This window comes from Oribacterium sp. P6A1, from assembly GCF_000702885.1.
Lineage (GTDB): Bacteria > Bacillota > Clostridia > Lachnospirales > Lachnospiraceae > Oribacterium.
The window spans coordinates 1-13,060 of record NZ_JNKO01000027.1 but is presented as its reverse complement, the minus strand read 5'-3'; the positions used below and the strand labels follow the sequence as shown (position 1 = coordinate 13,060).

The 13,060-nt window shown below is 43.7% G+C and carries 15 protein-coding genes; 14 read left to right on the top strand and 1 reads right to left on the bottom strand.

The window, feature by feature from the left end; genetic code table 11:
• Window positions 1-38 precede the first annotated feature (38 nt).
• The 11 genes from T515_RS13280 to T515_RS13230 all read left to right on the top strand — a co-directional run bounded on the left by T515_RS13280 (window position 39) and on the right by T515_RS13230 (window position 9,186).
• Window positions 39-1,151 (top strand): L-threonylcarbamoyladenylate synthase, encoded by a 1,113-nt coding sequence (locus T515_RS13280; RefSeq protein WP_036612134.1) that lies wholly within the window; start codon window positions 39-41, stop codon window positions 1,149-1,151.
• 66 nt (window positions 1,152-1,217) lie between these two features.
• The gene (locus T515_RS13275) at window positions 1,218-1,718 is read left to right on the top strand and encodes a deoxycytidylate deaminase (RefSeq protein ID WP_036612132.1); all 501 of its coding nucleotides are present in this window, start codon (window positions 1,218-1,220) and stop codon (window positions 1,716-1,718) included.
• Window positions 1,709-2,434 (top strand): endonuclease III, encoded by a 726-nt coding sequence (gene nth / locus T515_RS13270; protein WP_036612129.1) that lies wholly within the window; start codon window positions 1,709-1,711, stop codon window positions 2,432-2,434. Before T515_RS13275 ends, nth begins: the two co-directional genes overlap by 10 nt.
• A gap of 18 nt (window positions 2,435-2,452) precedes the next feature.
• Window positions 2,453-2,704, top strand: coding sequence for a DUF6472 family protein (locus tag T515_RS13265; protein WP_036612126.1), 252 nt, complete (start codon window positions 2,453-2,455; stop codon window positions 2,702-2,704).
• A 54-nt stretch (window positions 2,705-2,758) separates the two neighbouring features.
• Window positions 2,759-3,349 carry a tRNA (cytidine(34)-2'-O)-methyltransferase gene (locus tag T515_RS13260; protein WP_036612122.1) on the top strand — a complete coding sequence of 197 codons (591 nt, stop codon included), beginning with the start codon at window positions 2,759-2,761 and terminating at the stop codon, window positions 3,347-3,349.
• A gap of 171 nt (window positions 3,350-3,520) precedes the next feature.
• Window positions 3,521-5,299 carry a hypothetical protein gene (locus tag T515_RS13255; protein WP_036612120.1) on the top strand — a complete coding sequence of 593 codons (1,779 nt, stop codon included), beginning with the start codon at window positions 3,521-3,523 and terminating at the stop codon, window positions 5,297-5,299.
• A gap of 104 nt (window positions 5,300-5,403) precedes the next feature.
• Entirely contained in the window at window positions 5,404-6,036 is a 633-nt protein-coding gene (locus tag T515_RS13250) for a hypothetical protein (RefSeq protein ID WP_036612118.1), read from the top strand.
• Window positions 6,037-6,095: 59 nt separating this feature from the next.
• Window positions 6,096-6,395, top strand: coding sequence for an STAS domain-containing protein (locus tag T515_RS13245; protein WP_036612116.1), 300 nt, complete (start codon window positions 6,096-6,098; stop codon window positions 6,393-6,395).
• A gap of 252 nt (window positions 6,396-6,647) precedes the next feature.
• Window positions 6,648-6,977, top strand: a complete 330-nt coding sequence (locus T515_RS13240; RefSeq protein WP_242839384.1) for an ArsR/SmtB family transcription factor — start codon at window positions 6,648-6,650, stop codon at window positions 6,975-6,977.
• 12 nt (window positions 6,978-6,989) lie between these two features.
• A complete protein-coding gene (locus tag T515_RS13235) occupies window positions 6,990-7,205 on the top strand; it encodes a cation transporter (RefSeq protein WP_036612114.1) in 216 nt (71 codons plus the stop codon).
• A 55-nt stretch (window positions 7,206-7,260) separates the two neighbouring features.
• Entirely contained in the window at window positions 7,261-9,186 is a 1,926-nt protein-coding gene (locus T515_RS13230) for a heavy metal translocating P-type ATPase (protein ID WP_036612113.1), read from the top strand.
• A gap of 192 nt (window positions 9,187-9,378) precedes the next feature.
• Here T515_RS13230 and T515_RS13225 read toward each other — a convergent pair whose 3' ends face one another.
• The gene (locus T515_RS13225; RefSeq protein WP_051671735.1) at window positions 9,379-9,810 is read right to left on the bottom strand and encodes a metal-dependent transcriptional regulator; all 432 of its coding nucleotides are present in this window, start codon (window positions 9,808-9,810) and stop codon (window positions 9,379-9,381) included.
• Between the two features lie 266 nt (window positions 9,811-10,076).
• Between T515_RS13225 and T515_RS13220 the strand changes: the two genes are divergently transcribed.
• From T515_RS13220 to feoB, 3 genes are all read left to right on the top strand, one after another.
• On the top strand, window positions 10,077-10,295 hold the full coding sequence (locus T515_RS13220; RefSeq protein ID WP_036612112.1) for a FeoA family protein: 219 nt from the start codon (window positions 10,077-10,079) through the stop codon (window positions 10,293-10,295).
• Between the two features lie 154 nt (window positions 10,296-10,449).
• Window positions 10,450-10,671: a FeoA family protein gene (locus T515_RS13215; RefSeq protein WP_036612111.1), complete on the top strand. Its 222-nt coding sequence runs from the start codon at window positions 10,450-10,452 to the stop codon at window positions 10,669-10,671.
• Window positions 10,672-10,698: 27 nt separating this feature from the next.
• Window positions 10,699-12,864 (top strand): ferrous iron transport protein B, encoded by a 2,166-nt coding sequence (gene feoB, locus T515_RS13210; protein ID WP_036612108.1) that lies wholly within the window; start codon window positions 10,699-10,701, stop codon window positions 12,862-12,864.
• Window positions 12,865-13,060 lie beyond the last annotated feature (196 nt).

Genomic DNA, 13,060 nt, shown 5'->3' with positions numbered 1-13,060 from the left:
TATATATGCAATGAAATTTAGATAGAGGTATTTTGTAAATGGAAACAATAGTAAAAGGTATGGAAGGCGTAGAAGCTGCCGCGGAGATAATTAAGAACGGCGGTCTGGTGGCTTTCCCTACAGAGACTGTATATGGTCTTGGCGGAAATGCTTTGGATCCGGAGGCCAGCAGAAAAATATACGCGGCGAAGGGAAGACCTTCCGATAATCCTTTGATAGTACATGTAGCATCTGTTTCCGAGGTGTATCCCCTGGTTTCCGCTTTTCCCGAGTCTGCAAAAAAGCTTATGGAGACTTTTTGGCCGGGACCACTGACCATCATTTTACCTAAATCGGAGATAGTGCCCTATGAGACTACGGGTGGGCTTGAAACCGTTGCCATACGTTGTCCCGAGAACAGGGTAACCCTTTCCTTCATAAAGGCATCGGGACTTCCCATAGCGGGACCAAGTGCCAATACTTCCGGAAAACCAAGCCCCACAGAGGCTACTCATGTTCTGCATGATCTTAATGGAAGGATAGATATGATACTTGATGACGGACCTGTGGGTATAGGTGTTGAGTCAACAATCATAGATATGTCCGGAGAAGTACCTACCCTTCTGAGACCGGGGGCAATAACCCTTGAGGAGCTCAGCGATACTCTGGGAAAAAAGGTTGAGATAGATCCTGCCATAGTTGCAGGGGGTGTAAACGAAGGTATACGCCCCAAGGCTCCGGGAATGAAGTATCGTCATTATGCCCCAAATGCCAAAATGGCACTTGTGACCACAAGGCTTCTTAAAGAGAAAGACTATGATGTCAGTGAAGAAGAGCGACTTCAGGCTGACAGACAGGTTTCGGATTATATCAATGAGCTTGTGGAGAGGGATGAGGCAGAGGGCCTCAGGGCAGGAATCATATGCTGCGATGAAACAAAGGCGCTGTATGAGAGAGCTCAGGGTAAGGCTTCCGATATAAAGATCATCGGTCACCGCAGTGAACCTTTATCCATGACACATGAGCTTTTCAGAGTGCTCCGTGAATTCGATGATGATAAGGTTGAGAGAATTTATGCCGAAAGTTACAGTGACAGAGGTGTGGGATTCGCTCTTATGAATCGTATGAGAAAGGCTGCCGGAATGACAGAGCTTCTTGCGGATGAAAAATGAAATATGCCCGGGCACCCGGTTTCCCGGGACTGAGGCGTGAAAAAACAGGGCTGAAGGAGATTAATAATGGAAGACAGCGGAAAGAGAAGAGATTATATTACCTGGGACGAATATTTCATGGGAGTTGCGGAGATGTCCGCCCGTCGGTCAAAGGATCCCAACACACAGGTGGGGGCATGTATCGTAAGTTCCGATAACAAGATACTGTCCATGGGATACAACGGTTTTCCAAAGGGTTGTTCAGATGATGATTTCCCCTGGACGAAGATGCATGCCAAGGATGATCCGTACAATGCAAAGTATTTCTATGCTACCCATGCGGAGCTCAATGCCATTCTGAACTACCGTGGCGGATCCCTGGAGGGAACGAAGCTGTATGTTACACTGTTTCCGTGCAATGAATGTGCAAAGGCGCTGATTCAGGCAGGTATAACCACACTGATTTACTATTCCGATAAATATGCCGACGACGCCTCCACAAAGGCAAGCAAGAGAATGTTGGATGCGGCGGGAGTGAGATATTATCAGTACAAGCCAACAGGCAGAAATATTGAATTATGTTTGTAAAGAATGAAAGCAAGGCGGACAGGACTCACAGAGTGGACAGGATAATGGAAAGGCTGGATTCCCGTTACGGCAGCGAACCTCCGATTTTTTTGAAAAGCAGCAATGCATGGCAGCTTTTGTTTGCGACTATACTAAGCGCGCAGTGCACTGACGAGAGAGTAAATAAGGTCACTGAGAAGCTGTTTAAGAAATACGTGGATCTCGGGGCATTTGCTGAGGCGGATATCACAGAGCTTGAAGAGGACATCAAGTCAACAGGGTTTTATCACAATAAGGCGAAAAACATAAAAGCCTGTGCAGGAGACCTTCTTCAGAGATTTTCAGGCGTGGTTCCCGATACTATTGAAGAGCTTACCTCACTTCCGGGTGTCGGAAGAAAGACCGGCAACCTGATTCTCGGGCATATATATAATAAAAATGCCATCGTTGTGGATACTCATGTAAAGCGGGTATCCAACAGACTGGGACTTGCGGATTCACAGGATCCTGAGGAGACAGAGTATCAGCTTAATGAGACGGTTCCGGAGCAGTACTGGATACGATGGAATACCCATATCATTTCTTTGGGAAGAAGCTATTGCAAGTCTGCTAGACCTGATTGTGAGGGCTGTTTTGTTAATGATCTTTGTCCGGCCTGCGGTAAAGAGGAGATACTCGAGGCCACAAGAGCAGGTGCCGCCGGAGGAAAGAGACGGAAGACTAAATCCAATATGTGAGATAGAGAGAAGAGCAATATGTCAGAATGTGAGATGTGTTCAAATTACACATATGATGATGAGTATGATGAATGGTGCTGTGATGCGGACATTGACGAGGATGATGTAGCCCGCATGTACAGCGGAAGAACGAGGCATTGTCCTTACTGGCACAGCAATGATGAGTACAGAACTGTTAAGCACCAGTCCATAGGTCATCTGCCGGGATACAGTGATTCCGGTCGTTTTATTGATGATCTTCATGATGAAATTTCGGATGGCGAGGTCTAGGAGACCTCGCTTTTCCCATGTATATTTATACAATTTGAGAAAAGGAAAGAAGAAATGTTGAATATAGTTTTACATGAACCGGAGATCCCCTTCAATACAGGAGCCATAGGAAGGACCTGTGTGGCAACAGACACAAAGCTGCATCTTATACGTCCCTATGGCTTTGAGATAAGCGATAAGTATGTTAAGCGTGCAGGAATGGATTACTGGCCGAAGCTTGATCTTTCAGAGTATACGGATTATGAGGATTTCCTTAATAAGCATCAGGAGATACATTTTGCGGATGAATTTTTCGGAGAGAATATCCCGGTTGAAAACAGTGAATCCGGGGAGGGGAATAATGTCTGGGACAGAGATACTGTTGAGATTCCTAAGCTTTGGTTCGCCACTACAAAGGCCCGGAATGTATACAGCGAAGTTCAGCTCGGACCCAATGATTTTATCATGTTTGGAAAGGAATCTGCCGGTATACCTGAGGAGATACTTGTTGATCATCCGAAATCCTGTATACGTATTCCGATGTGGGGAGATATACGTTCACTGAATCTGAGTAATTCAGCAGCAGTGCTTTTGTATGAAGCCTACAGGCAGAACGGCTTCGGAAAGCTCAATAAATATGGAGAGCTTCATCGTCTGCACTGGTGATTTTTGTTCCGGAAACAATTATACTTAAGATAATGACATGGCTGGTCGATATTGACTTTGTATGATCAAATCATTAAATGCGGGATAAAGGACAGCGCATTATGCGGAAATCCGCATAATGGTGTTTTTGCTCTGTACTGAATCCCGAAAAGACAGCTGGAGGGGACTTGGATGCATCGAAATCTGAAGGGGGATAAGACCGGAAGAAATAACAGAACATCAGGATTTCGTTATAGGCAAAAATCAAAAAAAAGAAGCTTCGGTATAGGTAATGCACTGATGATTGCCGCGCTTATTGCCGCAGCGGGCTTTTTTGTTGTGGAGAGGGGATATGCGCCGGAGTGGCTGCAAAGAATAGGTACGGAGGTTATCATCAGGAAATCTGTTCCGGACCCCGATACCTACGAAAGCTTTGATACAGATGAGGAAACAAAGGCTACTGAAGCGGAGGATCCGGAAAAGGATACAGGATGGGTAAAGCGTGAAAATGAATGGTTCTATCTTGATGAGGACCATGAGCCCCTTACTGATCAGTGGATAGACGATATTTATTATGTCGGAGAGGATGGCGCACTGCTCAAAGACGCAACTGCACCCGATGGCCGGAAAGTGGACAAGAACGGTGAAGTGATAAGTATGACCGGAAAGGCCTATGGTGCTTATCTTGATGAGCTTAAGCGGCTTGAAAAAAAATACGGAAAAACAGGAATAGTCAGCTCCCGGGGTACCGGAGAAAAAGATGAATATAAGGACATGGTGGGAGTCGGTCTTGTGAAGCTCATAGATTTTAACAGAGATGGTCTGGATGAAATGCTTGTGGCTTACTATGATCTTAAAGACAGACATTATCACTTCAGAGTTTACGGTTACAAAAACGATGATCTCAGGATGTATGTGGATGAGCTCATGGGAGGAAACGGAAATCCCATGGTGTATTCTGTGGGAACGGAAACTCTGGATGCGGGTGAAGAGTATGTGGTGACTCATTACGGTATAAGCAGACATCGCATATTTGGATTTGATTCCGGGGGGAAGTTTGTAAAGCTCAAGGATATAGGACTCCGTAAGATAGACGGAAAGGATAAGAATGATTCCGAGGTTGCAAGAGTGACTGAATCATGGCTTTCCGATAATGAAAAGAGCTATTCCATGACTATGCTTCAGGACTATCGGGAAAGAATAAGGGAGATTACGGCTGCAAAGAGAACCCTTCGTATCGGAGCCAATGCTTCTGAAAAGGGAAGCAAGGCAGAAAAGGCTCCACAGGATTATCCGGATAAAGCAAAGGAGTATACAACCCAGCAGCTTACTGAAGCAATATATCAGCAGACTTCAGATAAAATTATTGATTATATATATTCGGATTTCAACGGTGACGGTGCGAGAGACATGGTAGCCATGACTATAAGGTACGTTCATTTTGAAACGGAACCGGGTCTTACAAGTGCACCTGACGAGGCTGACAATCCGGTGGAATTTGACGGTGGATATGATTATTGTGCCACCTGGTGGTATACGGATGGCGAAGAGACATATTCATTCTACGATTTCACAGTACCTGTAATGACCGGACTAAGGTTATATTCCGTAGAAACAGATTCCGGAAATCAGCTTGCTGCCACCATGTATTGGAGGGATTCCATAATGTCCCACTATACACCGGGAGAGATCATCAACAACGGAAGAACACCTTATGTTATAGATGCATACGGAACAACGGGAAGAACCACCTCCACAGAGAGTACCGGAATCATCTATAAATTTTCAAGAGATGAAGGAGCAGTGGAGATGTTCAATGAATCAGGCTATAATTTTTCTGTTCCTTCCCGCAATTGTATCCAGTACGAACACGCAGTCTACAGTCCCGGACCGGACGGAACCACCTGTGAGGACTGCTCTTACGGAAGTCTCAGATACGATGGTGTCATGAATAGATGGAATATTTTTTAGAAAATTATAATTTTTCTTAAAAACGAATGGTATATAGGGGCTTTGGTGTTGTAAAATATACTCGTATTCATCAGTTCGTCTGGAGGCTTGAAAGGAGAGGGGACATGCAAAAGACAGAATTATTGAAAATTAACAGTGATGAAGAGTTGTCTGCAGAAGCGCTTAATGTAGTGGACGAATATATCAAGGGCCAGAATCTGGATAAAAAGAAGGCTTTACATCTCAGACTTTTGGCTGAAGAGACTGTCGGAATGGTGAAATCCATGACCAGAGAGTATGAAGCGGTTTTTTGGATAGAAAAGGAAGGCGAGGAGTACAGACTAAAGCTTCAGGTAGAAACCATCATGGATAAAGGCAAGAAGGATGCACTTATTTCGGTTTCCAAGAGTAAGAAAAATGAGTATGCGAAGGGCTTCATGGGGAAAATAAGTGATATCATAGAGGATGGTCTTTTGAGCTTTGATGAAAGTATGAAGCTGCAGCAGGAGTATGGTTCCCCTATGCCTTATTATGATTTCATTGGCATGGGAATCATGGGGGAGATGCCTACAGCAGGAGTGCCGATGATGTGGTCACTCAGCAGTTATCGAGACTCCCTGGAGGATGCATCGGAATCAGAGGATACGATGAAAGCTGCTGACGAACTGGAAAAGTCCATAGTTGCAAGTCTTGCCAAGGATGTTATAGTAGGAATAAAAAGAGACAAGGTGGATCTGACCATAGTCTGCGACAGATGACGGTACTGTGTCATAAGGATGAGTAATTATTATAATTATCATAAAGGAGAGAATAGAGTATGTTAAACATAACAAAAACAAAAGAAGATGCAAAGCTTGATATCGCTTTAGAGGGACGTCTCGACACCACTACCGCACCTCAGCTTGAGGAGACTATCACTGCTGAGATAGAGGGCGTGAAGGAACTGGTATTTGATTTTGCAGCTTTGGAGTATGTATCCAGTGCCGGACTCAGAGTACTTCTTTCTGCCCAGAAAAAGATGAATAAGCAGGGAAGCATGGTTATAAGAAATGTTTCTGAAGAGATTGATGAGATATTTAATGTAACAGGTTTTTCAGACATTCTTACTATTGAGTGATCTGTTTTACAGATTTTGGATGATTCTCATAAAGGGAAATGAATAAATTATAAAGAAGACTTACCTCGAAATACTGAGGTAGGTCTTTTTTTATGATTTTTTCTGCAGGATTTTTATATTGACATCAGAATAACATATGATAATATATTCATATGAATGATGATTCATTCATAATCCGGTTGTAACAACATATTATAAATGCGGTATCGATTCGGATTTTGGCAGGTAATGGTGCCGGAAAGGGAGCGGAAAGTGGCAGAAGAATATGATGAGAAAAAGATAGATCATCTTATTCAGAACGTTTCCGAGGATGAGCTCAGTGATCTTGCGGAGCTGTTTAAGGTATTCGGAGACTCCACCAGAATAAAGATACTTTATGATCTTTTTCAGGGAGAAAAAAACGTTACTGAAATATGCGATGATCTGGAAATGAACCAGTCGGCTATATCACATCAGCTTAAGATACTTAAAACAAGCAAGCTGATAAAGTCACGGCGTGACGGAAAAGCAATGTATTACAGCCTTGCGGATGATCATGTAAAGGTAATTATCGCAATGGGCAAGGAACATGTGGAAGAGTAAAGGAGAATAGATATGAAAAAGAAGTTCAAATGTGAAATTGATTGTGCTAATTGTGCTGCAAAGGTTGAAGAGGCAGTAAAGAAAATAGAGGGTGTAAATGACGCAAAGGTGAATTTCGTAATGCAGAAATTTACACTTGATGCTGATGAAGAAAAATTTGATGAGATACTTAAGCTTTGCATAGAGACAGGAAAGAAGATAGAGCCTGATTTTTCTGTGGAAGTATGAGAATCTTCGAATCGGAAGAAACCGGAACACCGGTGTGCTCCGGATAGAGGATAAAATGGATAAAAAACTGAAGAAGGAATTATTTAAGATACTTACGGGCGTAGTCATTTTTTTTGCTCTGCTTGCAGCAGAAAAGACCGGGATTTGTCCTGCGTTGTTCGATAATAAGCTGATCAGCTTTCTTATATATCTCGTGCCGTATTTTATCAGCGGTTATCCGGTGGTGAAGAAAGCGATACTGGGAATAAAGAACAGGCAGCCTATGGATGAGTCTTTGCTTATGACTGTCGCTACTGTGGGAGCATTTGCAACAGGAGAGAGCTCAGAGGCTGTTGCGGTAATGGTGTTTTACCAGGTGGGAGAGTGGTTCCAGAAGTATGCTGTGGGACAGTCCCGAAAAAACATTGCCGGCCTCATGGATATAGTGCCTGAGGAAGCAAATGTGGAACGGGAAGACGGTACTGTGGAAACAGTGGATCCGGATGAAGTGGAGATAGGAGATATACTTGTAATCAAGGCAGGAGACAGGATACCTGTGGACGGTGAAGTCCTTTCGGGAGAATCTCTTATTAATACTGCAGCCCTTACAGGAGAATCTGTGCCCCGCAGTGTAAGAACGGGTGATACGGTTATCTCGGGATGCATAAACGGAGAAGGACTCTTGAGAGTCAGGGCTTTGAAGGTATTTGAGGATTCCACAGTTTCAAAGATTCTTGAGCTTGTGGAAAATGCTTCTGAGAAGAAATCAAAGACTGAGAATTTCATCACCCGGTTTGCAAGAGTATATACACCTATAGTTGTATATGCGGCCATAGCCCTGGCGGTGATCCCATCAATCATAACAGGTGATCCCGCAACATGGTTCTACAGGGCCTGTACATTTCTGGTTGTTTCCTGTCCATGTGCGCTGGTCATTTCCATACCACTTGCATTTTTCGGAGGAATCGGAGCGGCCAGCTCCAACGGAGTTCTCATTAAAGGATCAAATTATCTTGAATTACTTTCAAAACCGGATACTGTGGTTTCGGATAAAACCGGTACTCTTACAGAAGGAAATTTCAAGGTTTACAAGGTGATAACCGAAGAAGGGATCAGCAGAACGGAGATCCTTCGTTTAGCAGCCCTGGCTGAAGGGATGAGCAGTCATCCCATCGCAAAGTCCATTAGGGATGAGCTTTCTTCTCAGGTTCCGGATTATGTGATAAATACGAATCTTGTTACAGATACCGAGAATGTTTCCGGACAGGGAATCATATGTAAGGTTGAGGACAGGAGGGTGTTTATCGGTAATGATAAACTCATGAGAGATAATGGAGTCGTATTTTCCGAAGTGAATGACCCTGCAGCCACCATATCCTATGTTGCTGCAGAAGAAGATGAAACTGTCAGATATCTCGGTGCCATACTTATCAGAGATCAGATCAAGAAAGAAGCAGGAGAAGCTGTTTCCGAAATGAAGAGGATCGGAGTAAAGAATATAGTGATGCTCACCGGAGACAGAAAAGAAGTTGGAGAAGCAGTGGGAAAGGAACTTCATGTTGACAGAGTCTGTGCAGAGCTTCTTCCGCAGGATAAGGTCTCCAGGGTGGAGGAACTGCTGGAGGACCTGAGGAAAAAGAATGCCGGTGAAGGGGTACTTGCTTTCATAGGAGACGGAATAAACGATGCACCTGTACTGGCAAGGGCAGACGTTGGTATCGCTATGGGATCCATAGGATCTGACGCAGCTATAGAAGCGGCAGATGTTGTTATCATGGATGATGATTTAAGGCGTATTCCCACTACCATAGCTATCGCGGTCAAGACCATGAGCATAGCAAAAGAGAACATAGCCTTCGCACTGATTGTGAAGATAGGGGTGCTAATTCTCGGAGCTTTGGGAATAGCCAATATGTGGGCAGCGGTTTTCGGAGATGTGGGAGTATCGGTGCTCTGCATACTTAACTCAATGAGACTTCTGACAGCTAAGAAAACCATCTGATGATATAAGGGTTTCTCCCGCTTTTGTGCAGGCACAAATAATCATGACATTTATATCAATATAAAAAAACGTATCTGACGAGCTGAAAGGCAATAGCTTTTGGCTGTCAGATACGCTTTTTTTATAAGTTGTGAGTCTGTTACGGGAAAACAGACCAATGTGCTTCATGTTAAGACCTGGATTTCAGGAAAATCAGGGCTTTCTTTGCTCATATGCGCTTATGGCATCAAGCTCCGGAGATACACCGTTGTGGGATTTGAGATAAAAATCCTTGATGCGTGAAAATGTTTCCGGACTCAGCACATGCTCTATGCGGCAGGCATCCTGTCCTGCGGTATAAGCACTTACACCGAGATCAATAAGCACGTTTGTTATAACAACATGCTTCTCATAAGTTCCCTTTGCAACCTTCATACCGTCTTCGGTCAGGGTTATGTAGCCGTTTGAATCAACAACTATCATTCCTTCCTCCCGGAGTCTTTTCATGGCTACAGATACTGAAGGCTTCGAAAAGCCCAACATGTTTGCGATATCGATGGAACGAACCACCTGATGATCCATAGAAAGCATAAGTATGCTTTCAAGATAGTTCTCGGAGGATTCGTGAGTCTCGTAAGCTTTCATATTTTCTACCTTTCAATGAATAAACTTAAATGAGTATAACATAAAACAGCAGGGTTTAGTGATATTTTGTGTGCTGCCCGACAGTTGTTAAAAATTTATAAAAAATTTATAAATTTTAATGATAGTTTTGACTAACTTTTAATGGCTTAAAGCTTGACTTTAAAGTTAGCTGATGCTAATTTATTAAGGAATAATGTTAGTAAGAACTAACGAAAGTTAAATTATTCTAACAAAAGTTAGAGCTATCTAATAAGCGGAGGTAGTACATGTTACCATTGTCTATGGTCGGTGTAGGTGAAAGACACATGATCAGCAGAGTGACCGGAAAGGAAGACGTGAGACAGCATCTTGCAGATCTTGGTTTTGTTCCGGGAGAAGTGGTTTCGGTTATATCAGATACCGGAGATGGAAATGTTATTGTCAACATCAAGGAAACAAGACTTGGTATAACCAGCCAGATGGCATCAAAGATCATGGTTGATTGATACGGATATACTATGTGTTGCAGGGTTATTTAACGTTTGAAGCTTAGCTTAAAGAATGTTGGATAACCATTTTTTACGCACATAGGGTTAGACATGACTAAGAAAAGGTAACTTTGACTAACTTAAATATATATCATAAAAGGGAGATGAATTTATGAAGACACTAAGAGATATTGCTGTTGGTCAGTCCTCAACCGTTCTTAAGATCCATGGAGAAGGCGCACTTAAGCGAAGAATCATGGATATGGGAATCACTAAGGGAACAGACATTTTCGTACGTAAGGTGGCTCCTCTCGGAGATCCTATAGAGATAACTGTTAGAGGTTATGAGCTTTCTATACGTAAAGATGATGCAGACATCCTTGAGATGGCTTGATGGTACTAAAGAAGGAGAGGCAAAAGTATGGAAATTAAAGTTGCATTGGCCGGTAACCCCAACTGTGGTAAAACCACTCTGTTCAATGCCCTGACAGGCAGCAACCAGTATGTCGGCAACTGGCCGGGTGTTACTGTCGAAAAGAAGGAAGGACGTTTAAAAGGAAACCGTGAGGTTGTTATTCAGGATCTTCCGGGCATTTATTCCCTTTCTCCCTATACACTTGAAGAGGTAGTATCACGTAATTATCTCGTAAATGATAAGCCGGATGTGATTCTCAATATCATTGACGGTACAAATATCGAAAGAAACCTTTATCTCACAACCCAGCTCGTTGAGATCGGGCTTCCCATGGTCATTGCAGTAAACATGATGGATGTTGTCCGTAAGAACGGAGATAAGCTTGACATCGAGAAGCTTTCAAAGGAGCTTGGATGCAGGATTGTTGAAATCTCGGCTTTAAGAGGTGAAGGTATCGATAAGATTTCAGAGCTTTGCATCGAGGCTGCAAAGGCAGGAAAGAAGAATGAGCTTCCTGCAGTATTTGACGGTTCTGTAGAGCATGCCATCGCCCATATCGAGGAGCATCTTGAAGGAATGGTTCCTGAAAAGAATCTTCGCTGGTTCGCAGTTAAGGTTTTTGAACGTGACTCTGTGGCTCTTGAGCAGCTTAAGCTTAACGACAGTACAAAGAAGGACATTGATGCACATATCGCTGATTGTGAGAAGGAACTTGATGATGATGCTGAGTCAATCATTACAAATCAGAGATACAACTACATCAAAAAGCTTGTGGACGGCGCTGTGGTTAAGAAGAGAAAGGTCGGAGAGCTTTCCACTTCTGATAGGATCGACCAGATTGTCACCAACCGGATTCTTGCTCTTCCGATTTTTGCGGTTGTAATGTTCCTTGTTTACTATATTTCCGTAACAACACTTGGAACTGTAGTGACAGACTGGACCAATGATGTATTTGTGGGAGAATGGATTCAGCCGTTCTTCGAGAATCTTCTTACCAGCGCCGGAGCATCAGACTGGGTTATCTCCCTTGTTGTTGACGGTATTATCGGCGGACTTGGCGCACCTCTCGGGTTTGCACCTCAGATGGCTATAGTATTCTTCTTCCTTACAATCCTTGAAGACTGTGGATATATGGCCAGAGTGGCATTCATTATGGACAGACTTTTCAGAAGATTCGGTCTTTCCGGTAAGTCATTCATTCCATTCCTTATTTCATCAGGCTGCGGCGTTCCTGGTATCATGGCAACTCGTACCATCGAGGAGGAAAAGGATCGTCGTATGACCATGATAACAACCACCTCTATTCCATGCGGAGCCAAGCTTCCTGTAATTGCAGTTATCGCAGGTTACCTTATGGGAGGTGCATGGTGGTTCGCTCCGACGATTTACTTTGCCGGTATTGCGATGGTTATCATCATGTGTATCATCATGAAGAAGACAAACATGTTTTCAGGTGATCCTGCACCGTTTGTAATGGAGCTTCCTGCTTACCATATTCCTTCTGCAAAGAATGTTTTCCTTCATGTCTGGGAGAGAGTATGGGCATTCCTTAAAAAGGCCGGAACTATCCTGTTCCTCTGCTGTGCGGTTATGTGGTTCCTTGGAGCTTTCGGTATAGTAGAGGGGGCATTTACACTGGTAGAAAATGTAGAGGATTCCTTCCTTGCTTCCATCGGTAATGTTTTTGCATGGATGTTTGCTCCTATCGGATTCGGCAGCTGGCAGGCAGTCGCAGCATCACTTTCAGGCTTTGTTGCCAAGGAAGGTCTTGTTACCACACTTTCAGTTGTATCCAGTCTCGGAGAAGAGCTTGAGGAGTATGATGAGGCCATGAATGTTGCTTTCCGTGCGTTCTTCCCAACCAGCATGGCAGCAGTATCATTCCTTATCTTCAACATCTTTGATTCACCTTGTCTTGCAGCTATTTCTGCAATGGCTAAGGAAATCGGAAGCAGGAAGTGGTTCTGGTTCGCCATCGCTTTCCAGAATATCAATGCTTACCTTATCTGTCTTATGGTTTACCAGCTTATCGGTTTAATGGTTGGTCAGGTTGCATTCAGCGTATTTACAGTTGCAGCGGTTCTTGTGCTTGCGGGATATCTTTACCTCCTTTTCAGACCGGATCCAAATGCAAGAAAAGCAGTTTCAGGTGTTAAGCCTGCTGTGGCTTAACGGGGAAATACAAAAATCCAGAGAGACGCACAGGACTGTCAGATGCGTGCACAAAGTGAAGTTTTTGCGGGTCGGAGCATTAGCTCCGGCCTGTTTTTTTCGCGATAAGCCCGTCAAGCGCCTCATTGGGCGTTGTGCTTGCACAAAAGATCAAGGAGGCATTTGACGGGCAACGCGGAATCGACCATCTCTGATG

Bases quoted from the DNA above. Each gene is read 5' to 3' on its own strand.
- T515_RS13255 (WP_036612120.1), top strand. From the start codon at position 3,521: ATGCATCGAAATCTGAAGGGGGATAAGACCGGAAGAAATAACAGAACA.
- T515_RS13225 (WP_051671735.1), bottom strand. From the start codon at position 9,810: ATGAAAGCTTACGAGACTCACGAATCCTCCGAGAACTATCTTGAAAGC.
- T515_RS13250 (WP_036612118.1), top strand. From the start codon at position 5,404: ATGCAAAAGACAGAATTATTGAAAATTAACAGTGATGAAGAGTTGTCT.
- T515_RS13215 (WP_036612111.1), top strand. From the start codon at position 10,450: ATGAAGACACTAAGAGATATTGCTGTTGGTCAGTCCTCAACCGTTCTT.
- T515_RS13275 (WP_036612132.1), top strand. From the start codon at position 1,218: ATGGAAGACAGCGGAAAGAGAAGAGATTATATTACCTGGGACGAATAT.
- T515_RS13220 (WP_036612112.1), top strand. From the start codon at position 10,077: ATGTTACCATTGTCTATGGTCGGTGTAGGTGAAAGACACATGATCAGC.
- nth (WP_036612129.1), top strand. From the start codon at position 1,709: ATGTTTGTAAAGAATGAAAGCAAGGCGGACAGGACTCACAGAGTGGAC.
- T515_RS13235 (WP_036612114.1), top strand. From the start codon at position 6,990: ATGAAAAAGAAGTTCAAATGTGAAATTGATTGTGCTAATTGTGCTGCA.
- T515_RS13260 (WP_036612122.1), top strand. From the start codon at position 2,759: ATGTTGAATATAGTTTTACATGAACCGGAGATCCCCTTCAATACAGGA.
- feoB (WP_036612108.1), top strand. From the start codon at position 10,699: ATGGAAATTAAAGTTGCATTGGCCGGTAACCCCAACTGTGGTAAAACC.
- T515_RS13280 (WP_036612134.1), top strand. From the start codon at position 39: ATGGAAACAATAGTAAAAGGTATGGAAGGCGTAGAAGCTGCCGCGGAG.
- T515_RS13230 (WP_036612113.1), top strand. From the start codon at position 7,261: ATGGATAAAAAACTGAAGAAGGAATTATTTAAGATACTTACGGGCGTA.
- T515_RS13245 (WP_036612116.1), top strand. From the start codon at position 6,096: ATGTTAAACATAACAAAAACAAAAGAAGATGCAAAGCTTGATATCGCT.
- T515_RS13265 (WP_036612126.1), top strand. From the start codon at position 2,453: ATGTCAGAATGTGAGATGTGTTCAAATTACACATATGATGATGAGTAT.